Origin of the sequence: Flavobacterium hydrophilum (assembly GCF_003202405.1) — a bacterium.
Classification (GTDB): domain Bacteria; phylum Bacteroidota; class Bacteroidia; order Flavobacteriales; family Flavobacteriaceae; genus Flavobacterium; species Flavobacterium hydrophilum.
The window spans coordinates 107769-131516 of sequence record NZ_QJHL01000004.1 but is presented as its reverse complement, the minus strand read 5'-3'; the positions used below and the strand labels follow the sequence as shown (position 1 = coordinate 131516).

Annotated in this window: 28 protein-coding genes and 1 tRNA gene; 11 read left to right on the top strand and 18 right to left on the bottom strand. The window is 34.3% G+C overall.

Annotated features, from left to right (window positions below; all coding sequences use genetic code 11):
• Positions 1-34: 34 nt before the first annotated feature.
• The 5 genes from DMB68_RS16030 to DMB68_RS16010 form a co-directional block, all read right to left on the bottom strand.
• A complete protein-coding gene (locus DMB68_RS16030; protein ID WP_110347677.1) occupies positions 35-637 on the bottom strand; it encodes a SprT-like domain-containing protein in 603 nt (200 codons plus the stop codon).
• Positions 638-652: 15 nt separating this feature from the next.
• The gene (locus tag DMB68_RS16025) at positions 653-1015 is read right to left on the bottom strand and encodes a four helix bundle protein (protein ID WP_110347676.1); all 363 of its coding nucleotides are present in this window, start codon (positions 1013-1015) and stop codon (positions 653-655) included.
• Between the two features lie 27 nt (positions 1016-1042).
• The gene (locus DMB68_RS16020; protein ID WP_110347675.1) at positions 1043-1720 is read right to left on the bottom strand and encodes an SDR family NAD(P)-dependent oxidoreductase; all 678 of its coding nucleotides are present in this window, start codon (positions 1718-1720) and stop codon (positions 1043-1045) included.
• A 36-nt stretch (positions 1721-1756) separates the two neighbouring features.
• On the bottom strand, positions 1757-2734 hold the full coding sequence (locus DMB68_RS16015; protein ID WP_110347674.1) for a M20/M25/M40 family metallo-hydrolase: 978 nt from the start codon (positions 2732-2734) through the stop codon (positions 1757-1759).
• Positions 2735-2831: 97 nt separating this feature from the next.
• Positions 2832-3974: an acyl-CoA dehydrogenase family protein gene (locus DMB68_RS16010; protein ID WP_110347673.1), complete on the bottom strand. Its 1143-nt coding sequence runs from the start codon at positions 3972-3974 to the stop codon at positions 2832-2834.
• Between the two features lie 448 nt (positions 3975-4422).
• On the opposite strand from DMB68_RS16010, the gene DMB68_RS16005 reads away from it, so the two are divergent.
• The 3 genes from DMB68_RS16005 (at position 4423) to DMB68_RS15995 (ending at position 7607) form a co-directional block, all read left to right on the top strand.
• Positions 4423-4995 carry a chalcone isomerase family protein gene (locus tag DMB68_RS16005; protein WP_110348040.1) on the top strand — a complete coding sequence of 191 codons (573 nt, stop codon included), beginning with the start codon at positions 4423-4425 and terminating at the stop codon, positions 4993-4995.
• A 144-nt stretch (positions 4996-5139) separates the two neighbouring features.
• The gene (locus DMB68_RS16000) at positions 5140-6366 is read left to right on the top strand and encodes a Glu/Leu/Phe/Val dehydrogenase dimerization domain-containing protein (RefSeq protein WP_110347672.1); all 1227 of its coding nucleotides are present in this window, start codon (positions 5140-5142) and stop codon (positions 6364-6366) included.
• A gap of 308 nt (positions 6367-6674) precedes the next feature.
• Positions 6675-7607, top strand: a complete 933-nt coding sequence (locus tag DMB68_RS15995) for an energy transducer TonB (protein WP_110348039.1) — start codon at positions 6675-6677, stop codon at positions 7605-7607.
• Between the two features lie 441 nt (positions 7608-8048).
• Here DMB68_RS15995 and DMB68_RS15990 read toward each other — a convergent pair whose 3' ends face one another.
• Entirely contained in the window at positions 8049-8444 is a 396-nt protein-coding gene (locus DMB68_RS15990) for an ExbD/TolR family protein (protein WP_110305515.1), read from the bottom strand.
• Positions 8445-8447: 3 nt separating this feature from the next.
• A complete protein-coding gene (locus tag DMB68_RS15985) occupies positions 8448-9143 on the bottom strand; it encodes a MotA/TolQ/ExbB proton channel family protein (RefSeq protein ID WP_110347671.1) in 696 nt (231 codons plus the stop codon).
• 129 nt (positions 9144-9272) lie between these two features.
• On the opposite strand from DMB68_RS15985, the gene DMB68_RS15980 reads away from it, so the two are divergent.
• Both DMB68_RS15980 and DMB68_RS15975 read left to right on the top strand, forming a co-directional pair.
• The gene (locus DMB68_RS15980) at positions 9273-10499 is read left to right on the top strand and encodes a bifunctional folylpolyglutamate synthase/dihydrofolate synthase (protein ID WP_110347670.1); all 1227 of its coding nucleotides are present in this window, start codon (positions 9273-9275) and stop codon (positions 10497-10499) included.
• A 175-nt stretch (positions 10500-10674) separates the two neighbouring features.
• Positions 10675-10749, top strand: a tRNA-Val gene (locus DMB68_RS15975).
• A gap of 81 nt (positions 10750-10830) precedes the next feature.
• On the opposite strand, the gene DMB68_RS15970 is transcribed toward DMB68_RS15975, so the two are convergent.
• Both DMB68_RS15970 and DMB68_RS15965 read right to left on the bottom strand, forming a co-directional pair.
• Positions 10831-11154, bottom strand: a complete 324-nt coding sequence (locus DMB68_RS15970) for a nuclear transport factor 2 family protein (RefSeq protein ID WP_110347669.1) — start codon at positions 11152-11154, stop codon at positions 10831-10833.
• A gap of 18 nt (positions 11155-11172) precedes the next feature.
• Positions 11173-11955: an SDR family oxidoreductase gene (locus DMB68_RS15965; protein WP_110347668.1), complete on the bottom strand. Its 783-nt coding sequence runs from the start codon at positions 11953-11955 to the stop codon at positions 11173-11175.
• A 136-nt stretch (positions 11956-12091) separates the two neighbouring features.
• Here DMB68_RS15965 and DMB68_RS15960 point away from each other — a divergent pair, with 136 nt between their 5' ends.
• The 4 genes from DMB68_RS15960 to DMB68_RS15945 all read left to right on the top strand — a co-directional run bounded on the left by DMB68_RS15960 (position 12092) and on the right by DMB68_RS15945 (position 14527).
• Positions 12092-12448 (top strand): winged helix-turn-helix transcriptional regulator, encoded by a 357-nt coding sequence (locus tag DMB68_RS15960; RefSeq protein WP_110347667.1) that lies wholly within the window; start codon positions 12092-12094, stop codon positions 12446-12448.
• A gap of 234 nt (positions 12449-12682) precedes the next feature.
• Positions 12683-13447 carry a helix-turn-helix domain-containing protein gene (locus DMB68_RS15955; RefSeq protein WP_110347666.1) on the top strand — a complete coding sequence of 255 codons (765 nt, stop codon included), beginning with the start codon at positions 12683-12685 and terminating at the stop codon, positions 13445-13447.
• Positions 13448-13620: 173 nt separating this feature from the next.
• Positions 13621-14013, top strand: a complete 393-nt coding sequence (locus tag DMB68_RS15950; RefSeq protein ID WP_110348038.1) for a DUF1398 domain-containing protein — start codon at positions 13621-13623, stop codon at positions 14011-14013.
• Positions 14014-14017: 4 nt separating this feature from the next.
• On the top strand, positions 14018-14527 hold the full coding sequence (locus DMB68_RS15945; RefSeq protein WP_165830153.1) for a cupin domain-containing protein: 510 nt from the start codon (positions 14018-14020) through the stop codon (positions 14525-14527).
• Positions 14528-14699: 172 nt separating this feature from the next.
• Here the strand turns inward: DMB68_RS15945 and DMB68_RS15940 are convergent, their stop codons facing one another.
• Together DMB68_RS15940 and DMB68_RS15935 are read right to left on the bottom strand one after the other, a co-directional pair.
• Entirely contained in the window at positions 14700-15350 is a 651-nt protein-coding gene (locus DMB68_RS15940) for a YceI family protein (protein WP_110347664.1), read from the bottom strand.
• 52 nt (positions 15351-15402) lie between these two features.
• Positions 15403-15999, bottom strand: a complete 597-nt coding sequence (locus DMB68_RS15935; RefSeq protein WP_110347663.1) for a hypothetical protein — start codon at positions 15997-15999, stop codon at positions 15403-15405.
• 233 nt (positions 16000-16232) lie between these two features.
• On the opposite strand from DMB68_RS15935, the gene DMB68_RS15930 reads away from it, so the two are divergent.
• Positions 16233-17027 carry a winged helix-turn-helix domain-containing protein gene (locus DMB68_RS15930; protein WP_231131663.1) on the top strand — a complete coding sequence of 265 codons (795 nt, stop codon included), beginning with the start codon at positions 16233-16235 and terminating at the stop codon, positions 17025-17027.
• Between the two features lie 26 nt (positions 17028-17053).
• Here the strand turns inward: DMB68_RS15930 and DMB68_RS15925 are convergent, their stop codons facing one another.
• Positions 17054-18358: a hypothetical protein gene (locus DMB68_RS15925; RefSeq protein ID WP_110347661.1), complete on the bottom strand. Its 1305-nt coding sequence runs from the start codon at positions 18356-18358 to the stop codon at positions 17054-17056.
• A gap of 304 nt (positions 18359-18662) precedes the next feature.
• On the opposite strand from DMB68_RS15925, the gene DMB68_RS15920 reads away from it, so the two are divergent.
• The gene (locus tag DMB68_RS15920) at positions 18663-19064 is read left to right on the top strand and encodes a DoxX family protein (protein ID WP_110347660.1); all 402 of its coding nucleotides are present in this window, start codon (positions 18663-18665) and stop codon (positions 19062-19064) included.
• Between the two features lie 164 nt (positions 19065-19228).
• Here DMB68_RS15920 and DMB68_RS15915 read toward each other — a convergent pair whose 3' ends face one another.
• The 6 genes from DMB68_RS15915 to DMB68_RS15890 all read right to left on the bottom strand — a co-directional run bounded on the left by DMB68_RS15915 (position 19229) and on the right by DMB68_RS15890 (position 23724).
• Positions 19229-19597 carry a hypothetical protein gene (locus DMB68_RS15915; RefSeq protein ID WP_110347659.1) on the bottom strand — a complete coding sequence of 123 codons (369 nt, stop codon included), beginning with the start codon at positions 19595-19597 and terminating at the stop codon, positions 19229-19231.
• A gap of 210 nt (positions 19598-19807) precedes the next feature.
• Positions 19808-20332 (bottom strand): hypothetical protein, encoded by a 525-nt coding sequence (locus tag DMB68_RS15910; protein ID WP_110347658.1) that lies wholly within the window; start codon positions 20330-20332, stop codon positions 19808-19810.
• 58 nt (positions 20333-20390) lie between these two features.
• The gene (locus DMB68_RS15905) at positions 20391-20765 is read right to left on the bottom strand and encodes a hypothetical protein (RefSeq protein WP_124019445.1); all 375 of its coding nucleotides are present in this window, start codon (positions 20763-20765) and stop codon (positions 20391-20393) included.
• A 52-nt stretch (positions 20766-20817) separates the two neighbouring features.
• Positions 20818-21465 carry a DUF4249 domain-containing protein gene (locus tag DMB68_RS15900; protein WP_124019444.1) on the bottom strand — a complete coding sequence of 216 codons (648 nt, stop codon included), beginning with the start codon at positions 21463-21465 and terminating at the stop codon, positions 20818-20820.
• A gap of 151 nt (positions 21466-21616) precedes the next feature.
• Positions 21617-22156, bottom strand: a complete 540-nt coding sequence (locus DMB68_RS15895) for a hypothetical protein (RefSeq protein WP_110347655.1) — start codon at positions 22154-22156, stop codon at positions 21617-21619.
• Positions 22157-22440: 284 nt separating this feature from the next.
• The gene (locus tag DMB68_RS15890; protein ID WP_231131662.1) at positions 22441-23724 is read right to left on the bottom strand and encodes a bile acid:sodium symporter family protein; all 1284 of its coding nucleotides are present in this window, start codon (positions 23722-23724) and stop codon (positions 22441-22443) included.
• Positions 23725-23748 lie beyond the last annotated feature (24 nt).

Genomic DNA, 23748 nt, shown 5'->3' with positions numbered 1-23748 from the left:
TCCAACGTTTACAATTGGAATTTGGAATTATTTTTTATTGAATATTTATCAATTCTACCTCAGCATTCGGATTAAAAAGATACAATTTACCGGAACTGATTTCAAGACATTCAAAACGTTTTGTCCTAACAGCTATTTTCTTGAATATTTTACCATTTTTAATTCTGAAAACACTTCCATACGGAATTTCAAAAACATAATTTTTATCGTTTTCCTTATCATATTGCTTCAAAGCCAATGATAAAGTGGTATCGGTATCACTACTTGCCGAAGGATTCTTAAAATGTCTCGCCAATAAGGGAAGAATTTGATTAGGAAATATTTCCGGACGAATAAAAGGCACCATCAAACGCTGGAAAGTCAATTTCCATTCATTACCGTGTGGTTTTATATTTCGTCCAAATTTTTCAAAAGCTACCAAATGTGCAATTTCATGAATCAGCGTAATCAAAAAGCGATATTTATTTAAACTTGCATTTACCGTAATTTCATGTTTACCCGTATGCCCTCTCCTGTAATCACCATGACGCGTCTGACGCTCATTAACGATTTTAAGATGCACCTGATTGGCCACTATCAAATCAAAAATGGGCTTTACTGCATGTTCAGGAATATATTTGGCTAATGTTTCGCTCACAATAGTTATAAATTATTAATTATGAGTTATAAGTTTTTTTTTGGAAGTAATTATAATGCTTCTAATTTTTAGCACCTCATTGCATTGTTGATGTATGGAATCAAACTCTGCTAGAGAAATATAATCCGTCTCTTTTAAGATTTCAATCCAATACATAGATTCATCACACTCTTTTTGGGCAATTGATAATTTATGAATGAAATCAGCTTTGCTCTGAGCATTGACAGCTTCACGAACATTTGCTCCAACGGAAGTAACACAACGCAAAAATTGCTTGCTCATTACAAACTCCTTTTTTTCAGAAACTAAATATTTATAAAAATTAACCCCTCTTACAGCTAATTCAAAACTTTTAGTTTTTACAATACTTTCACTCATAATTCAGAACTCATAATTTATAATTAGTTAAGGATTTGTCGAAGAAACCTCCAGCACCTTTCCGTTAAAATATTTATTTCCGTTAAGGGTAAAATCATAAATATAAGTTGCCATTCCTTCTGCAGAAATGGGTGCCTGATAACCTGGAAAAGCTTCATTTAACATTTCAGTCTGAACGGAACCCAATGCCAGAACATTGAATGAAATCCCTTTTTCTTTGTATTCTTCAGCCAATAATTCTGTTAAGGTACCAACAGCCCCTTTGCTTGAACTATAAGCCGCAAGGCCTGCAAATTTCAGACTGCCTCTCACTCCGCCAATCGAACTAATGGTTACGACATGGCTACCTTTTTCAAGATACGGCAAACAAATTCGGGTAAGATTGGCTACGGCAAAAACATTCACTTTATAAATGCTTTCAAAATCAGCCTGAGTCGTTTCTGCAAAAGGTTTTAGCAAAAGAGCACCGGCATTATGTACAACAGCATCTACTTTTCTCCAGGTTGATGAAAGAAAATCTGCTACAATATCGAGTTGTGATTCATCTGCCAGATCAACTGAAAGACAGGTAACATTTTGGTGTTCTAAAAGCGTTTGCGGAATTTTTCTTGAAATGGCTAAAACCTGATGACCAGCATCTGCGAACTGTAAAGCCAATTCATAACCAATTCCTCTTGAAGTTCCTGTAATTATAATATTTTTCATGCCACAAAAATAATCAAATCTTCTAAAAAAGAATCTTTATTTAGTCATCGTAATTTCCTGCATTGAAGTTGTCGCTATTTGTGTCACAGCAGGTAAAAATTCCTGAATAAATTTAGTTATGTGAGGAATATTCATCACCTGAAATTCATCTGAAGGGTGATGATAAAAATCAAAGTTTTCAAAATCAAAAGTACTTATGGACTGGCATGGCTTTTTGAAAACATCATAAAAAGAATAATTATCAGAACGGTAAAAAAGTTCATATTCAGCTTCTTTTGGCAAAAAACCAATCGTATTTTTTCCGGTATACTGATTAATTCGCTCCGCCATATTTGATTTGTCAAAACCTGTGATATAAGCCAGATAATCCCTTTTCATTGGCACACCAACCATTTCTATATTTAACTGGGCATATAAGTTAAAATCGTTCTTTTTAAGTTTTTGCACTAAACTTTTCGATCCTAACAATCCTTTTTCTTCACCGGCAAAAAACACAAAAAGCATGCTTCTTTTATTCGATTTTGTCTTCGCAAAATATTTAGCCATTTCTGCTACGACAGTTACGCCCGAAGCATCATCATTGGCACCGTTATTAATCACATCACCCTGCTTGTTTTTCAACAAACCTATATGATCATAATGTGCACTCAAAACCACGAATTCTTTTTTGAGTTCCGGATCAGTTCCTTCTAACCAGCCAAGAATATTATAGGCAGGTGCTTTAAAATTAGTAAGCGTGTCACGATAAGTACTGAAATACGGTTTTACATTGTTCTTTTTAAAAAAGTCTTCCAGAAAAACAGCTGCTTTTTCAATTCCGGGTGTTCCCGTTTCTCTTCCTTCCAATTCATCTGACGAAAGGTATTTTAAAAAATCAGAAACATCATTTTGTTCAATCTGATATATGATTTCAGTTGATTCTGCTACTGACGATGAAGTTTTTTGATTAACTGTTGAAATACCGGATTTACATCCCAATAAAGCAAAGGGCAGAAGAAAGTATAGTTTTTTCATAAAAATAAATTTATGAAAAGTAAAAAAAATAATCGTAAAAAAACCCTTTCAAAGCTAAAAAAGCAGAAAGGGTTCAGGATATTAAAAAGAGAGAGAATTATTCTGAAATAACGGCTCTTGAAATTACAATTTTCTGAATCTCTGAAGTTCCTTCATAGATCTGGGTAATTTTGGCATCACGCATCATACGTTCTACATGGTATTCTTTTACATAACCGTTTCCTCCGTGAATCTGAACTGCTTCTACCGCTGTATCCATAGCAGTCTGGGAAGCAAATAATTTTGCCATTGCTCCACTTACATCATAATTTTTATGCTGGTCTTTGTCCCACGCGGCTTTCATACATAAATGACGGGCAGCCTCAATATTTACTGCCATATCTGCCAATTTGAAAGCAATCGCCTGATGATTGCAAATTTCTGTTCCGAAGGCTTTACGCTCTTTTGAATATTTCAAAGCAAGTTCATAAGCTCCTGAAGCGATTCCCAAAGCCTGAGAAGCAATTCCGATTCGACCTCCCGCAAGCGTTTTCATGGCAAATTTAAATCCGAAACCGTCTTCTCCAATTCTGTTTTCTTTTGGAACTTTCACATCGCTGAACATTAGGGAATGTGTATCAGAACCGCGAATACCCATTTTTTGTTCTTTTGGCCCAACCGAAAAGCCTGGCATATCTTTGGTCATAATAAGAACATTAATTCCTTTATGCTTCAATTCGGCATGCGTTTGGACAATGACCAAATAGACCGATGCTGTGTTGCCGTTTGTAATCCAGTTTTTTGTACCGTTTACCAAATAATGGTCACCCATATCAATAGCGGTAGTCTTTTGGGAAGTAGCATCACTACCTGCTTCCGGCTCGCTTAAGCAAAAAGCACCATGAATTTCACCCGAGGCAAGACCCGGCAAATATTTTTGTTTTTGTTCTTCAGTTCCAAATTCCTGTAATCCCCAACAAACTAATGAATTATTTACAGACATCACCACTGAAGCTGATGCATCTACTTTGGAGATTTCTTCCATAGCAATTACATATGAAATTGTATCCAGACCGCTTCCGCCGTATTTTGGGTCAACCATCATACCCATAAATCCTAACTGCCCCATTTTTTTTACCTGTTCAGTCGGAAAAATTTGCTTTTCATCTCTTTCAATTACACCCGGCAACAATTCGTTTTGTGCAAAATCCCTCGCAGCCTGCTGAATCATTAAATGCTCTTCTGTTAGATTAAAATCCATAATAGTGGTTCTTTAGTTGTTAAAGTGCTCTTCCTGTTTCCATAAAATAGCTTTTCAAAGATAAATTTTAAATACCAAATAACAATGCATGCATAGTATTTTAGGTTTTTATCCAAAAATACGATAACGTTTTCGTTACTGTGTTAGAAATAACTCAGTAAAACTATAATTTCATAATATATTATTCAGAATTTAAGAGTAAAATTATGGATAAGAAAAATTAAAAGAAAGTGATTTAAATATTCTGCAAAGCATAAAATCATAAAAACATAAAACGAATACAGATCCGCAGTAAAACTCCTCTTACTATTTTGATTCTGAATCTAATAGATTTTAAAAACCAAAAACAATATCACAAAAAACTTACCGTTTAAAACCCTGAATTTTAGAAATTAACAGTATTTTTGCAAAAAACAAAAAACACTAAAACAAATTATCACGAATGACTATGAAAAAGATTTTACTATTGCTCACACTGCTTTTAAGCATACAATTCTCATTATCCGCTCAAACACATATAGATGTAAATGGCGTTACGGTTCCAAGAAAAATTGAAGTTCTAAACAAAACTTTACAACTTAACGGTGCCGGCGGAAGATCAAAAATGTGGTTAGAAGTGTATGTGCAGGCATTGTATCTATCTCAATTAACTCAGGATCCTCAATTTATCATTGACAGCGACACTGAAATGGCGATACGAATTGAAATTACTTCGTCTATGGTTTCTGCCAACAAATTAACTAAAGCCATGAATGTAGGTTTTGAAAAATCTGCCGGAAGCAATCTTGAAGAATTAAGACCGAGAATCGAACAGTTAAAAACCCTTTTAAGTGATAAAATCACAGAAAAAGATGTCTTCATTTTAGCTTATAATCCAATTGATCAAACCATCAATGTTTTTAAAAATGAAGCCTTGAAAGGAAAAATTACTGGATTTGATTTCAAAAAAGCATTATTCGGAATCTGGCTTTCAGACAAACCAGTTGATGAAACATTAAAGAAAAATTTATTAGGCCAGTAATATTTCCTGATTTTATAAACTTTTAAAGCCGAAAACTTAGTTGTTTTCGGCTTTCTTTTTTTGATTAAATAAAATTGGAGCAAAATACATTATTCGCATTATTCTATTTCATACTTTTACACAAACTAAACATATTTCAACAAAATGAAAGATTTATTGCAGCAATTTGAAAATAAGGAACCTGAAATTGTTTTTAACTGGAAGGATTCTGAAACAGAAGCCGAAGGCTGGACTGTGATTAATTCACTTCGTGGAGGAGCCGCAGGTGGAGGCACCAGAATGAGAAAAGGCCTTGACATGAATGAAGTTTTATCCCTGGCCAAAACAATGGAAGTTAAATTCTCTGTTTCGGGTCCTGCAATTGGAGGCGCTAAGTCCGGAATTAATTTTGACCCTAACGACCCTCGAAAAAAAGGCGTTTTGCAACGCTGGTACAAAGCCGTTTCCCCATTATTGAAAAGTTATTACGGTACAGGCGGAGATCTAAATGTTGATGAAATTCATGAAGTAATCCCTATGACCGAAGAATGCGGTGTCTGGCATCCTCAGGAAGGTGTTTTTAACGGTCATTTTAAACCAACAGAAGCTGATAAAATTAATAGAATTGGACAATTACGACAAGGTGTTATAAAAGTTATAGAAAATCCAAAATTCTCACCTGATGTAACTAGAAAATATACCGTAGCAGATATGATTACCGGTTTTGGTGTCGCTGAAGCTGTCCGCCATTTTTACACGACTTATGGCGGCGATATAAAAGGTAAAAAAGCAATAGTTCAGGGATTTGGAAATGTTGGTTCTGCTGCTGCTTTTTATCTGGCAGAAATGGGTGCCAAAGTAATCGGAATTATTGATCGTGACGGAGGTTTGATTAAAGAAGACGGTTTTACTTTTGAAGAAATCAGAACACTATTCTTAAACAAGGACGGAAACAAATTAGTCGCAGAGAATATGATTCCGTTTGAAGAAATCAACTCAAAAATATGGACCATTGGTGCCGAAATATTTACTCCTTGCGCTGCTTCACGATTAGTTACTCAAACTCAGATTGACAGCTTAATCGCTAATGGATTAGAAGTTATTTCATGCGGAGCGAATGTTCCTTTTGCGGATAAAGAAATTTTCTTCGGATCGATTATGGAAGAAGTTGACCATAAAGTAAGTCTGATTCCTGATTTTATTTCGAATTGCGGAATGGCGAGAGTTTTTGCTTATTTTATGGAGAAAAAAGTTCAAATGACTGATGAAGCGATCTTTAATGATACTTCAGAAATCATCAAAAATGCGATTATAAAAGCCCATGCTTTAAATCCGTCAAAAACAAATATTAGTGCAACTGCTTTTGAGATTGCGCTGAAACAGTTAGTGTAATTTTTTATACATCATTTCTAAACGGGCTAAATAATCTTTGGTCCGTTTTTTTGTTTATAAAACTTAACCGCAGAGTTTGCAAAGCCGTTTGTATTTAATCTCGCAAAGACGCAGAGTCGCAAATAAAAACTTAAAAAGAAAAACTTTGCTACTTCGCGACTTTGCGAGAAATAAGTTAGCGCTCCTTAGATAAACCTTTGTGCATCTTGCGGTTAAATTATCCCTTTAATTCTAAACAATTTTTAGTACTTTTAAACGTTTTTATTTAATAGCATACAAAATTCAGAATTGAAAATAGTTCAATGAAAATGAACCCTTATAAAATTAATCCCAACAAAGCAGACGCTGCAATTTCTTCTGACAAAAAGAAATCATTATTAATCTCCACAGCGATATACGCAGTGTTACTGCTATTACTGTTTTTTATACGTTTCTGGCCTCCTTATAATCCTGAAAACAATGTTGCACTTGCAGAAGGCGGCGGTGGCGGTGGCGTAACGGTGAATTTTGGAGACAGCGATTTAGGATCTGGAGCCAATTATAAAAGCGAAGTTCTGGATGTAAAAAACAATGTAAAACAAGCTCCTTCAAAAGCAACTCCTGAAGAAGAAGCAATCATTACTCAGGAAAACACAGCCGCAGATAACGATGTTGTTATTCCAACAAAAGAAAAACCTAAAAAACCTACTCCGGTAGAAAAACCGGTTACAAAACCTGTTCCTGAAAAACCTAAAGTTTCTAATTCTACCAATGATGCGTTATCGAGCATTTTAAAAGGTTCAAACAAAGGAGGAGACGGCGATGATAAAGTAGCCGGAAATAAAGGAAAAGCAAATGGAAGCCTAAGTTCCGGAGGTTATTACGGAAGTGGAGGTTCTGGAGGAGGAACCGGTGGTGGCAACGGAACCGGAAATGGAATTGGTACCGGAAGCGGTTACGGAGCAGGAAGCGGAGGAGGTACAGGCGGTGGATCAGGTTATTCACTTGGAAACCGTAAAGCACTTTCTAAACCGGCACCCAAATATACTTGTGATGAGGCCGGAAAAGTAGTTGTTGAAGTTACTGTTGACCAAAGTGGAAAAACAATCAGTGCAACGCCTGGAATAAAAGGAACAACCAACTTAGCCAGATGTTTATTAGATCAGGCAAAAATTGCGGCAATGAATACCAAATGGGATGCTGACAGTAATGCTCCTGCCAAACAAGTGGGCAAGATTATTTATAATTTTAGTTTGAATTAGAAAACACAAATTTCACGGATTAACACAGATTAATCAATCACATAAAAAGGGCTTTCTGAAAATGATTAGAAAGCCTTTTTTATTACATTTTTTTGTCATTTCGACGGAGGAGAAATCACACTAGCTGATCGCCAAAGATTATCGACATTTCTTTGTGGAGTTTCTTGTGTGATTTCTCCTTACGTCGAAATGACATACTTTATGGTTACTATTTCTTTAATCTATGTTCTTCCTCTGTGCTCTTTTTTCTTTCTTCCATACTCTCTTTTCTCGCGTGAGGGATTACTTCACTTAATCTTTATTTTCATCGGAGTTCAGTGAACTTCGTTTGCAGCTGGCTACCGAAGTAGCGGAAATAGCCCGACCGGAATAAAAAAATGGGCCAATCAACACACTGCTGATTAGCCCATTTTTTTATTGTGGTCACGCCCAAATTATTATTTACTTTGGACTCGTCGCAATTACAAATTTTAAATTATTCTTTACTCCTATCTGTAATACATCTACCAGATCCTGAACCTGAAGATTAAAAGGAATACGAACTACAACTGTCTGTTCTTTATCGTCTCCTATTTTTGACATCAGACTGGTTTCTAATTCTTCGAACTCTACCGGCTGTTTGTCGATATAGAACTTTTTATCCTCAGTAACAGATAAACTGATTAATTGTTTATTCGTTTTTTCATTGGATTTTGCTTTTGGCAAAGTCATTTTAATAACATTCGGATTTGCAAGCGTTGAAATAATCAGGAAAAACAACAGCAGGAAAAACATAATATCACTTAACGACGATGTCGCCACCTCAGCATGAAATCTTCTTTTTCTCTTGATTGACATGGCTTATGCTCTTTGAATTATATTGACAAATTCTAATATTTGTTTCTGGATTTTCAAGGCAAAATCGTCAATTTTACCATTCAGAATATGGTACGCACTGTAGGCAATAATCCCCACAATAAGTCCTGCCCCACTACTGATCATTTTTTCGTACAATCCACCGGAAATGTTTCCGATACTAATATTCTCTGTTACCGAAATGCTGTAGAAAATCTTAATTACACCAGAAATAGTACCGACGAATCCAAGCGTTGGTGCGATACCTGCAATAAGTCCAAGATGCCCTAAACGGCTTTCCATTTCGCCAATTTCAATATCGGCGGCACGATCCATATTCGATTCGATTTCAGCAATCGGACGCCCGATAACCAAAACGCCTTCTTTTAAAATATTTCCGGCAGACGTATTGCTTCTTTCTACAATAGATCTGGCCAGTTCTATATTTCCGGAGTGCAGTTTGTCTCCCACATCCTGCATTAAACGATTGTCTATTTTTGATGCTCTTGTGATATACAAATAGCGTTCAATGATAACATAAATGGTATAAAATAATAAAATGGCAATTGGTATTAAGAAAAAACCTCCTTTTAAGATAAATCCTAAAACTGAGATTTCTGTATTGGGTGCAACTTGTTCGATAACTACGTTAGATGCGGCATTTGCGATGGTATCAGTTTGTAATTGAATGAAGCTAAACATATATTAATTCTGGTTTATAATAATTAATTCTAAAAAATATTTGAAATTTGCAATAAAGATAATTTTCACTCTATTATTAAACTAATAAAATCGAAAATTATTTCAATTAACCCCTATTTTTATTCAAAAATGAACTATCAGGAAACAACAAACTGGATGTTTAATCAATTGCCGATGTATCAGCTTCTGGGCGCTTCTGCCTACAAAGAAGACTTAACCAACATTAAATTATTGGCGGCGCATCTTGATAATCCTCAAAACAGGTTAAAATGCATTCATGTGGCCGGAACTAACGGAAAAGGATCAACTTCGCATATGCTGGCTTCTGTTTTACAGGAATCCGGATATAAGGTTGGATTGTACACTTCGCCACATTTGAAAGATTTCAGGGAAAGAATAAAAATTAGCGGCGTAGAAATTTCAGAAGAATTTGTTATCGATTTTATTGCCAAACACAAAGATTTTTTTGAAGCCAATGATTTGAGTTTTTTCGAAATGTCAGTGGGTCTGGCTTTTGATTATTTTGCTTCTGAGAAAGTTGATATTGCTATCATTGAAGTTGGTTTAGGCGGAAGATTAGACGCTACAAATATTATCACGCCTTTAATTTCAGTAATTACAAATATTGGTTTGGACCATACACAGTTTTTAGGAAACACACTGGAAGCTATTGCGGGAGAAAAAGCAGGCATTATTAAACCGAATGTTCCCGTTGTCATTGGCGAATATACTCCGGAAACACAGTCAGTTTTTTTGGCTAAAGCCGAAGAAAAAAAGGCTCCGATTTATTTTGCATCCGATTTGATTGCTGAAGTTTTTCCTTCTGATTTAATTGGCGATTATCAGTTTCATAATAAAAAAACAGTTCAGGAGACCATTGCAGTTTTAAATGCTCAAAACAAATTTAAAGTTTCTGATGAAAATTTAAAAAAAGGTTTATTACAAGTTTTCAAAAACACAGGTTTGCAGGGAAGATGGCAGCAATTGGGTGAAAACCCTAAAATTATTTGCGACACGGCACACAACAAACATGGCCTGACAGTTGTCATGAATCAGATCCGGAAAGAAACTTTTGAGAATCTGCATATTGTTTTGGGCGTTGTAAACGACAAAGACCTGGATTCGATTTTACCTCTTTTCCCAAAAAAGGCAATTTATTATTTCTGCAGACCGGATTCATCCAGAGGTTTGGCTACTGAAATTCTCAAAGAAGCGGCGAAAAATCAGGATTTATTTGGCGAAAAATACGATTCTGTGAAAGATGCTTTTGCAGCAGCCAGGAAAAATGCCTGTGAAAATGATTTTATTTATGTAGGCGGAAGTACTTTTGTGGTTGCAGAATTGCCTTTAGGATAAGCCAGAATCAAATTAGGGTAAAAAAGTTCAAAAAAACACTTTTATAACAAATTCAATTCCAGCAAAATATAAGTTTTAGTGCAAATTATTTGAATTTTTAAAGCAATTTCTTTGGAGAACTGAAAAACTAACGTATATTTGCACTCGCAATAACGCAAGACATTGCAACCCGAAAGGGCGATTAGCTCAGCTGGTTCAGAGCACCTCGTTTACACCGAGGGGGTCGGGGGTTCGAACCCCTCATCGCCCACAAAAGACAATAAAGCCATTGGATTCCAATGGCTTTGTCATTTAATAATTTACAGTAAACAGTCACACTCTCTTTTATTTTTTAATCTGTTACTTTTAAATGTTGAATTTGTCCATCAATAATATCAAAATGAAATTTTAATGTTATCGGGCTTCCTGGAAATGTACCCGAACACGTTGCTGATAAGATACTCTTCGTATCATTTTCAGTATATTCAAGAGGATTCATCACTGATTGGTACTTTTTATTTGCCTCGTCTATCATATGTTGGATTTCAACCCTTCCTTTATGGGTCTTACCTTCATCAAGCATTACTCCAGTTTCTGAAAAACAATTAGCATAGGCAACACTGTCGAATTCGTTTTGCGCTTTTATCAGGTCAATTATTACTTTTGGTAAGTTCATTTTTATTCTTAAAGATTATTAAATTGTGGGCACTGTACCACCATCGATTATAAATTCTGTTCCTGTTAAATAACTAGCTCTTGGTGAAACAAGGAAACCAATTAATTCAGCTACTTCTTCCGATTCGGCAGGCCTGCCATAAGGTATTCCACCCAACGCATCCATAACACTTTGTTGAGCTTCTTCTACAGTACTATTTGCGTTTCTTGCAATCTCACCCAACCACGCTTTGGATGCCGTTGTATTTATCCATCCCGGTGAAACAGTCAGCACACGAATACCTTTAGGCGTAACTTCATTCGATAAACTTTTACTATAATTTCTTAATCCTGCTTTTGCAGCGGCATAAGGCAAAGTAGAATCATACAAAGGCAATTTGCCCTGGATTGAGGCAATATGAATAATGACACCACTTTTTTGATCTATCATTTGTGGCAAAAATCCTCTGTCTAGTCGAACAGGAGCAAGCAAATTAGCCTGTAGGGTTGATTCCCAATCTTCATCGGTTAATACGCTAAAGCCACCAGCGGGTGTTGTTGAGGAACCGAGGTTGTTCACAAGAATGTCCAGTCTTCCATAAACCGATAGCACTTCGCTGACTACTTTTTGTACTCCTTCTTTCTTACTTAAATCCGAAGGAATGAAATGCAGCTTGTTATTTTCTTTTTCTGGTGCATTTCTTGCGGTAATAATTACCGCTGCACCCGCTTGCAGCAATCTTTCTGCAATTGCCTTTCCTGCTCCTTTTGTACCTCCTGTTACTAAGGCAATCTTCCCTGATAATTCATTTTGATAATCCATCCTATGTTGTATTTTAAATTTCTATAGTACAAATCTCGGAAGTATGTTACTTACTCACAAGTAAGGAGTTACGATTCATATAGGGATAAATTATTCCCCTATTGTATATATAGGAACATAGGATTACTTTTGTAATATGTATGAAAGAAAAACAATACCTAACTTAAACTGCGGGCTTGACCTAATAGGTGAAGTACTTTACGGCAAATGGAAGATACGTTTGCTTTGGTTTATTAATGATGGCCATAAAAGGCCAAGTGAATTGCAGCGTAAAATACCGGATGCTTCACGCAGGGTTTTAAATATTCAGCTGAAGGAGTTAGAAGAACATGAACTTGTCTCAAAAATTATTTACCCTGTAGTGCCTCCTAAAGTCGAATATAGCCTGACAGATTTTGGAAAAACACTAATTCCTGTAATTTCAGCTATTGGGAATTGGGGAGAGGAGCATGAAGAACGTTTACGATTGCTCATTTTAAAACGTTTAGATTAAAATTAAGATGTAGAAAAACTAATCCTATTTTTTATACAGTTTAGTTTTTTGTATCTCTCAGACAAGAAAAACGTCAGAATTATAATTGAGTGTTCGATTGTAATTCCTGATAGCCACAAAAATTTAGCAACCTCCAAAGTCATTTGATTTTAAAGTTTTTTTTCAAAAACATTATTCATAGTATTCTTTTTTTATTTTACTATTGTAAAACTTTACAGAGATAAAAGACAAACAATGAAATTTGAAAAGCATTTTCCAACTGAACAATTAAGGCCCTACATTAAATATTTTGTAGTGTCGGAGAACGAATTGGAAAATGAATATAAAGTTTTTCCTTCATCGGGAATGGTTCTTGGTTTTCAGTACAGAGGTCAGCTTGAAACCCTAAAAGATAATACCAAATGCAAACTGGCTACAGCAGGAATTACCGGAATTACCGACGGTTATAAAATCTTTAAAAGTTCGGCAGACATCGGAACAATCTTGGTTTACTTTACTGAAATTGGCTTTGCTCATTTTGCCTCACATCCTGCCAATGAACTCTTTAATTTAAGCCTTTCACTTGATGCTGTTTTTGACAAAAATAGCGTTGCGGAAGTTGAAGAAAAAATAGTAACTGCTACTTCCGATAAAAATCGAATTAAGGTAGTTGAGCAGTTTTTAATATCGCAACTTAAAGACCTGGAAACAGATAAATTGATTGTTGAAGCTGTTAAGCTTATTTATCAAAGTAATGGAACTATCCGTATTAAAGAATTAAGCGATAAGCTATTTATCAGTCAGAGTCCGTTTGAAAAGCGATTTAGAAAAGTGGTAGGGACTACTGCTAAAAAATTTGCTTCAATTGTTCGTTTCAATACAGTTCTTGATAATTTGAACAAAACTAAAACGTTGACTGAAATCTGCTACGAAAACAATTTCTTTGATCAGGCTCATTTCATCAAAGACTTCAAACAATTTACAGGAGACACTCCTGAAAATTTCAAACGCTTCTTGTAGGGAAACGATTTTTTACAATTACAGTTTTTTTTATCATCTCATCTTTGCATTGCAATCTTAATGTAAAGACAATGATAAAATCAATTTTGAAACCGACAATCATACTATCAAGTTTGAGCATTATGATTGCGTGTAATTCAAAAAATCGTTTAACAATTAAAAAACAAGAAAAAATGTTTACAGTAGAACAAATCAAAACAGCTCATCGTAAAGTAAAATCAGGTGCAGACTTTCCGTCATACATCAAGGAAATTAAGTTATTAGGCGTTACTCACTATGAAGCTTATGTAGCCGATGGACATATTGATTATCACGGTTCAAACGATTATATAGCAAAAGTGCCTGCAAAGTATGAACCGTTAGTAATAGCCTACACTTCAAAAACTGATGAATTTAAAGCCGAGTTGATTTCTCATCAGCAGGGCAAAACAGATTTCTTAACTTTCATTAAAATGTGTGCAGGTTTTGGCATCGAAAAATGGGAAATCTGTATGGATAAAATGACTTGTACCTATTTCGACAAGGCAGGAAATGAAATTTTGGTTGAAGATATTCCACAAAACTAAAACCATGAAATATCTACTTTTAAAAGAATGGAATGACGACTCAGTCATCGTTCCATCACATAAAAATGAGCAGTTTCAAAGCCACGGAAATAAATTAAAAGTAATTATTCCGACCACTTTAACCAATAATCAACTTGGCTTATATGAAATTGAAATGGAAGCAAATACAAGAGGTCCGAAATTGCATTACCACAAAGAAATGGACGAAACATTCATAGTCCGTGAAGGAATTTTGACTGTCCTTACAGCAACTGGAGAAGTGACAGCGGAAACAGGAAGTGTAATCCACATACCTAGATTTTCAGTTCACGGGTATAACAATAATTCTGATGGAATTGTGAAGATGACAATGATTTTCAATCCAGGATTTAGCAGAGAAGATTTTTTCAGAAAAATGTACCGGATGCTTGAAGACACTCTAAACGATTTATTAGCTTTTCAAAAATTATATCTCGAAAATGATAGTTACTCACTGGATGAAAATAATATAATACCATTGCTTAACGAAAAATAAAAATATTTCATATTACCATTTCTTAATTAAATAACTCATTTTACAGCTTCAAAAAATGTCAAAATCAGGGATTAAGTGTTCGATTGCAAATCCACACAGCCTACCAAAAACTCCTTAATTTCTTAAGAAGTTTTTTATAAGATTTTTTGAAACTTGACAAATCAATTCAGATTTATCTTTTTGCTACAATCTTTATATAGAATTCTATAGAATCCGATATAGTCTGATCAGCCAAAAGATCATAGAATTTTCCTGATTTATAACGGATATCCCATTTTGTCCGGTCAATGACCAGTCTGCCATTCAGTTTGGCAATTCCATCTTTAATCTCCATTTTGGCTGGAAAAGTAACTGGCTGAGTGATCCCTTTAATAGTCAGGTTGCCTGCAACTTTCCTATTCTCGCTGTTTATTGGCGCAGCTTTAGAAAGTACGATTGTTGAAGAGGGAAATTTTTTAACATCAAAAAAATCAGGCTCTTTTAAATGATCAACAAGTCCATTATTTCTCCCGTGTTTTTCATCTTCAATAGTATTCATGTCCACTTCGGCTGTACCTCCCATAAGATTGCCGTTTTTAATTATCAGTTCTCCTTTTGATATATAGACATATCCTGTGTGATTATTTGAACCCAGTAGATTAGACCCTTTCCATGTCACAACACTTTCTTTGATATCTATAACGTATTTTTCATTTGCTGCATCTACTGATAAGGAGCTTGCCAATGTGTTGTTTTTATTTTCTTCTTTTACAGGGCCACGACAACTAAAGACGATAGGTGTAATAATTAAAATTAAGTAAGTGATAGATAGCTTGTTGTTCATATTATAAAAATTATATTGATTAAAAAGTAATTGATTTAGATGATTTATCTGCTTAGCAACCACCTTTGCGAGGCGCACGTTTATAAATTATTTTACTGTCGCGTTCTACATAGTCGCCTGATAGTATTGGATATGCATATTTAGGCGCATGCGATACGCTATGACTTCTTATAATTATTTTATCGTTAACTTTCAGGCTAAGCAATTGCTGAGCTTCTTTGTTAAAGTTTAAAAAATAATTATCCGACTTTACTGAAGCAAAACTAAGTATGTAATCATCACCATTAATTCTTACTATCACTCCGAAACCTAATCGTGAACCTGACGGAAGAGAAAGAGAGGTTACAACTCCCTCCATATTGGTGTAATCTCTGATGGATTTCCTTATTTTATCTTCACTTGCATACACTTTTTTACCAGCAGGAGATGCTTCCCATTTTTTATACATTATACCGTCAGGGGTAGCCTCCCATTTTTTCAATGCCGCTTTCCTTTCAGCAGCAGAGAGGTTTTTTTGAATTGACTTTTTAGAAGTTTCATTTTTAATTTCACGATTAATATCCGAGCCATTTGCGAAAAGAGCGAATGTAAATAATAGTCCGCTTACCACAACCAGCGGTAAGATCAGCGCATAAATGATTTTTTTCATACTTTTGAAGGTTTAATTAATAACATAGTTTTGTTTCTTTTTAAAGTTTATGAAGCAAAATTAGTTTGATATTTTTCGGCTTGAGAGATTAGAATTGTAAATAAAAATGTAAACTTTGTAAATAAAAACTTGACACTATGCATCTTAGTCAAAACCTCTTCTCAGGAAAACGCAAGTACCTGTTCCGATTACTATTACTCTCGTTTGTATGTGTAATCTGTGCGGCTTTCAGTATGACTGATAGTGATGACTTTGTTTTTGCAAGAAGGGAAGTTTTGCTTCGCATGATTGGACATGAACTACTTTTACAATCAGGCGACAGTACATCAAGGGTGCTCCCGGTAAAAATAATCGCCGAAAATGAATACCAGATCAGGTTTGAGAATGACCTCACTTTTCAACCTGCCTCGCTCGTTAATATAACTCAGCGTTTGTTGGCTAAAGATCCACTCGCCGATGATTATATTGTTAATGTTCTGAACTGTGATAACTCAGGTGTAGCCTATGGATACGCTATCTCTAAAAATAAAAAAGATGACATTGTAACCTGCATAGGAAGAAAGCAACCAAGAGCATGTTACATGATTAATATTAAATTCAAATCAACAGGAATAAATACAGCACAAAATGGACATATTCTGGGCAGCCTGTCATTTTTAGCATTAATTGGATTTATTTTTTTGAGACCTGTTAAGCCACAAAAAACTTTGCCTGAAAATCAAAACACCGCTATGTACACTTTGGGTTCGGTGTTGTTCGATGCGAAGAATCGGAAGCTCATCATAAATGAAAAAACAATAGAACTGACCGGAACAGAAACCCGTGTATTGCTCATTTTTGCATTATCTCCCAACAAAACCATAGAGAGAAGCCGACTGCAAAAAGAAATATGGGAAGACGAAGGAGTTGTGGTAGGCCGTAGCCTGGATATGTTTATATCCAAACTTAGAAAAAAACTGGAATCAGATCCAAATATCAACATTGTTGTGATACGCAGTAAAGGATATAAACTTGAAATTAACCATTAGGAAAGTACTTCATATCATCAAAATAATTAGTTTTTGTAATACTTTGAATTTACAGCATTAAAAGTATACGAAATCATAAGGTAGCTCCAAACAGAAAGCTTGTTTTCATCCAATACCTTTGGCAGATACTTCATCGTATTGGCTGATGTATAAAAAGAAAATGCATAATTTATTTCAAGTTCTTTAACGGGGATATATTTCAAAGAAAGATCATTTTCGAATCCGAGAAACTTTGTCATTTCCTGGCCTGAATTGTTTAGAAGAGGATATTGAGTATAAAAAAGATGAAAATCAGACCGAAGGGATAACTTAGGATTTAAAGGAAATGTAGTAAACAGATAAGGATTTATTAGGCCTTTTCCATTAACATCATTTGGAAATCTTGTAAACATATTCATATTACCATTGAATTTCCACGTAACTCCGTACAAAACATCAAAGTCTCCGGAGTTATTGCCTGATAATCCAGGTCTGCTTCCGCTAATTATTTCAGCACCTAAACGCCAGGTAGATTTCTCTAAAGAGAATTTAATTTCGGGCTGAAAATAGTAAGCCAATAAGCTTTGACTTTTAGCATTACGTCCAAACTGAAGATAGGAATTTAAAGTATAATACCATTGTTTCTTTTTAAACTCTACTCTGCCTCCTGTCGTTGCACGGGTATTTAATTGTCCGGAATTTGTATTCTCTAAAAAATCTACAACATTCATTGAATTGAATGAAAATCCATTATTAGTAGTGTAACTAAAATTATTTATCAGCAGATATTTGTATTTATTGGATGCTACGGGAGAATAAGCTGATTCAAACTCGGTATTGTATTTTCGGGTAAACAAAAAGAAAAAATCGTTAGAAAAATTTTTAGAAGATTTCATTATTCGTAATCCTTCATGAGCTCTTCCTTGTTGTGCCCAGGGAGCATCAGAGAACAATCTGCCATTATCCAATAAAATACTTTGTCTTCCCAACCGCACATTGATTGATTTAAACTTAGTTTCAAAAAATAACTGATAAAAATTAATACTTCCTACACTGGATACCTTGTCATTTTGATCCCAAAGATGAATTTCCTGCAGATCTGATTTGACAACCCATTTTTCTCTTGCGTATTGCGTAGAAATTCTATTTCTCTGTGTAATATAAAAATATGAATCTTGCGAATCGTTGGGAGGAAGAATGTAATTTGAAGTATATTCGACTCTTGGTCTTATTTCTACATTCATCAGGAAATGCTGAGATAAACTATCTATTTCTTGTGAACTTAACTGAATTGTAAATAAAAGCAAAAATAATAATACTGGCTTTTTTATAAATGATATTTCATTCAACATACTTCTTATATCCTATAGATTTAGTATACAAAAATAATAATAGTAAATCTATTTTCAATACCATAGTTTGATATGTTAATCCCTAATTGCATCCTATTTTGTTAAAACTGAGATTATATGAAAGTTAATTTCTTTAAATACTTCTAAAATAGTTTTCTCAAAGAATTTTAAAACCTATTATTTGATTCGAACAGAAACCCAAACTACCCGAACAACTTGTTTATATGTTTTTATATTCACGATAAGATCAATTGAACAATTTCAATATATTTGAGACTATTAACATCTAAATAATTAAAAGTATATGAGAAAAAACAACGATTTAGGACTATTGATACTTCGTATCACAGTTAGCGTTTTAATGTTCCTGCATGGTATTTCTAAATTTGGCGGAAGTTTAGAATTCATTAAAGGGATGCTTGCTGAAAAAGGCATTCCTGATTTTATAGCGTATGGTGTATTAGTAGGCGAGATACTTGCTCCTATAGCAATATTGATTGGTTTCAGAACCAGAATAGCAGCTGCTATATATGCTTTCAATTGTTTGGTTGCTGTTTTAATGGCTCATAGCTCTGAAATATTTTCTATGGGAGAACACGGAGGATGGGCTGTTGAACTGCTTGGTCTTTATTTCTTTGGTGCACTGACTTTATTTTTCACAGGAGCTGGTAATATTGCTGTTTCAAAAAGCAATCAATGGGATTAAGTTTTTCCTGAAACAGAGAAATATTTTACATTCTAATACTATTTAATATAATTACAAAACCTCCCAAAGTTGGCTGCTTTGGGAGGTTTTTTTACAGGAAGACAGATCAAAAAAAACTCCATTAAAAATGGAGTTCTTTAGCTCAAAATTTCATTTGAGACTACTCATATTTTATCCAGTGTTATTTTCATTTCTTTACTATCCAATATCAACTTATCTTCTGTTATGGTACTTTCACAAGGGTATGGAGTTCCTGTTTCATCCTTAATGACCAGACTCTTCCCTCCTTTTGTTAAAACATAAGTACCATTAGTTATTTCACTCTGGAGAAAACCTGTTACGTAACCATCTTTTGTAAAGGTTAGCATTCCGTTAGTTAGAATTGCAGTTTTTGCAGAATCCGAAAGTGGCATTTTTGCCTCTACAGCAGTAATTTTCCATGAATTTATTAATTTGTTACGCCCTTTGTGACATGAAATCATTAATACTGCTAATAATACAATCCCATAGATAAATAAGTTAGATTTTTTCATGATTTTTTTGATTATAGGTTAAACACGAAACAAGTTACAAAAAAAACAAATTCAAAATACTCACAACCAACTATTTACAAACATCCCAGCACTATCAACTTTTCAATACTCAAATTTTTGAGCTTGCATAAAAGATTAAAAAAACAAATACCTTTCCGTTTTTTCTCTTCTTAAATTCATTTTATTCTATCATGAATCTTTATGGAGATTCTAAAAATTCTTCATTTTAACAACCTCAGATTCACTTTCTGAAAGTACAATCTGTTTCATTAATCCTCCTTCAGTTTTTATATTTTGCTTTTCCCAAAACATAAAAGCAATGATGTAATACTTACCGGGTGGAAGGTTATGAAATTCAAAATCACCCTGTTTATTGCAGAATGTTTTTATCGTTTCGTGATAGCCTTCAGGATCAGGAATGAATTTAGGAATACCCTCCAAATAAACAAATCCTGAATTTTTGTTATCATATATTTTACCTAAACGTTCTTCTGTATAAAGGGAATAAGGCATCAGTTCTATTCTGAATTCTTCTCCAAAACGCAGTTCTCCGCTTTTGTTTTTAAACTTTGCATTTCCTTTAATACTGCCGGTTCCTTTGTTTTTAAACCAGCTAACCTCATTATCATCAAATTTATTATGAATTTGTATCACAGCATCCTTTTTTACAGGTTGCTTTGTGGCACAGTTAGTCAATAAAATCATAAACAGCAATAATCTTAATGCGTATTTCATATTTAGAATGTTGATTTGGGGTCTTTATTTTCAGAGAAAAACAGTTGTGCAAAATATATTAATTCAATTTAAAAATATCTTCATATTTCAGATACGCTTTTCTACTGATTACGTATAAAGGAGTTCCATTTTCATCTTTAATCAGCCCCATACTTTCATCATCTGATTTAGGGAAGTTAATTTGGTATCCTCTTCCATCTGCCAATTGAATTCCGTAAGTTGATACAGCGTTTTCAATTTGTACAGAATTCTGACTATACTCAAATTTTTCTTTTTTTCCGGAGCTGTTTCTAACAGTGAAATCTTTTGCATTAAAGAACAATTCAAATTTTTCACCTTTGGCATCTGTAGCTTTCCATGAACCGCGATAGGTATCTGATCCGCTGCAGCCAACTAAAATTACTGTTAAAACACCCAATAGGGCGATACTCATTTTTTTCATTTTAATTGTTTAATTATTTAGTTTTTAATAAATCACTATTTAATTATTTTATATTATCCAGATGTATATGTTCATTTACAATTCTTCTAAAAGTAAAAAATAACATAAGGATATAGCATATAATGGACAAGTAATATTTCTTACCAATTTCTATTGTTTTTTGCCATATAAGACCCCATTTATCTTCTTCAAATTCAGAATCATAACCCCCAGAACCGCAGACAAAAATTTGCATCGGTTCTGCATTTTTGTCTATTTTTCTTGGTTTTGGATTTGTAACCCATATATCATCTTTATATACAAAAAAAGTATAACATTGCTGAACATACAAAATATCCAAAACTCTAATATAAGCCCAATACTTTGATTTTTGCCCAAAGTGAAATTTAATTCCTGCAACTGAATCTTTTGATTTCACTAATTCTTTAATGTTTTTTTGAGCTTCTTTCAATTTAATACTATCCAAATTATTGTTCCCCGTTAGGGAAACAGTCGTAAATTTTTTAGTGTTTAAAAAAGACATATTGTTTTTAAAGAATTCTGAATTTTCTTGTCCGTCCCAATTTTGAAAATTCATTGAATAGCTATTTCTAAATGGCTTACTATTTTTGATATGAATTAAGCACAAAACAGGAAGCAGTATGATACTGATTAATCCTGCTGAGTAATATATTCTCTTTCTTTTCTTCATATTTTTGATTTGAATTACAATAATATCTTACCGATTTCATCTCCTTTCAATCCCATCAACATTCTGGTTTTTGATAAATCATTAGAGTCACTTTACTTATAAAACGTCAAAAGAAGAACCTGTAGCCAAAGAAGGTGCTTATTTTTCATTTTTATCTTTCATTTAGATACGGATTTACACTTTTTATTCTGATGCCGAAAAAACAATCGTCCATGCATCCTTTAGGAACATAACCACATGACGATATTAATCCATTGTTTTTTGCTTCAAAATATACTGTAGCGTCTTTCCTTTTAATCAGCCATTCCTTTTCTGCTTTGTTATAGATTTGATCTAATGTTAAAGCTGCTGCTGCAGGTGAATTTTCGTGACTGTTTATTTGATTTTCTTCTTCAGTCCATTCTAATGGTACGTTATCAGGAATATTTTCAGTATTTCCGGTATATTTAAAATGTCGCTGAATTATTTTTCCGTTTGATACCGTTATTGTAGTCTCCCAACCATAATCCAGAAAAACACTACCTTCGGATACAGTATATTTATAAGAATTACTGGAAGATTCCTTAAAATCCAGCCAGGCTTTCTCGCTTTTTTCGAAATCATTCTGATAGTTTAATTCATCGTCTGATGAACAGGAAGATATTAAACTGCTAATTAATACCAATGCAATAAGGTAAATTTTGGTTTTCATAATTTTTTGATTTATAGTTCATCTATATAGATGGAAATCAAAGTATTTAGTTGCGTATGTATTAACAAACTTATCTTCTTAAATCTACCTGCATCAATATATTTCTTTACGAATATAGCATTATTTTTATTACAAATTCTAAACACTTAGTTCAACCAAATTTTCTACTGAAAACCAATTTGCATAAGGGACAGCCTCCAGATAGGTATCGGGACAAGCATTGCCCAAATTATAAAACGGAATTTCATAAAAAAACTCCATTGGCAAAATGGAGTTGTGATTTTCTAATGTGTATCAGAAGTATTTTCTTCTTCGGGATTGCCTATTTTTCGCCAGTAATTGGCTAGTAAAGAACCCGAGACATTCATCCAGGGACTGAATACCGCAGAAGCCAGGCCTACTGTTGCCAACTTGCCCATAGCACCTGCCAGTCCTGAAGCCATTCCTCCGTTTTGAAGACCGACTTCGAAAGCGATTGTCTGACTGCTTTTTTTGTCGAGACCGCTTAATCTGCTGAGCCAATAACCAAAGAAATAGCCTGCTCCGTTGTGCAATACTGAAGCCAGGAATAATAAGAAACCTATCTGAATTAAATTATCTCTTCCTGCTGCAGTGGTCACCAAAGTAAAATAAATGATTCCGAACATGGAGAAATAAGGCATAATCGCATCAATTTTCGGATAAGCTTTGTACAGCCAATGATACAATACACCCACGATAAATGCCCCACATGTGAAATTAATAATTTCCAGTACATGAGCTGCTGTACTGTCTTCCGGAACCGAAAAAGAACCCGCAAAGAAAACAACTGCTCCCAACCAAATTACCGAAATGATTGTCAAAAGATAAATTCTTTTTTTTGCTGTTTCTCCATAATTTTTTAATATATCATGAATCATAGCTGCTGCTAAAGGCACTAGAACAATTTTGATAATTTCCATCATCATATTGAAAAAATGCACCTCAACGAGAGTCCCGGCAAATATTTTCATCAAAAACGGCGTCATAATTGGCGCTGCTAAAGTTGACATTGCTGTAACGGTAACGGACAAAACCAGATTTCCTTTGGCAATATAGGTCATTACGTTAGAAGCTAATCCGCTGCTGCAGGAACCTATCAGGATAATTCCGGCGGCAATTTCCGGTTCAAAACCAAAAGTTTTGGCAATGATAAAACCGGCAAGCGGCATAATCGTAAAATGCCCCAAAAGACCTATAAGCACTCCCCTGCCTGATTTTCGGATTCCGGTAAAATCCTCGATACTCATTTGTGTTCCCATTCCGAACATTACCATCTGAATGATAATCAGAATAAGCCATTTATTGCGCATATCAAAGCCTCCGACATGCAGGAAAAAATCAGGAAAAATTAATCCGGCACAAACTGCAGTGATAATCCAAAATGTATATTGGTAACCGCTTAATACTTTCACATGTCCAACTCCAATAGCAATACTTGAAAAACCTAAAATCAATCCAATTTCCCATAGAATATCAATTTGCTGAAGCCAGCCTAAAGCGGCTGCAATAAAAAATACAGGAGCAAGCCAAAGAAAATATTTACGCATACAAATAATTATTAAATATATTAT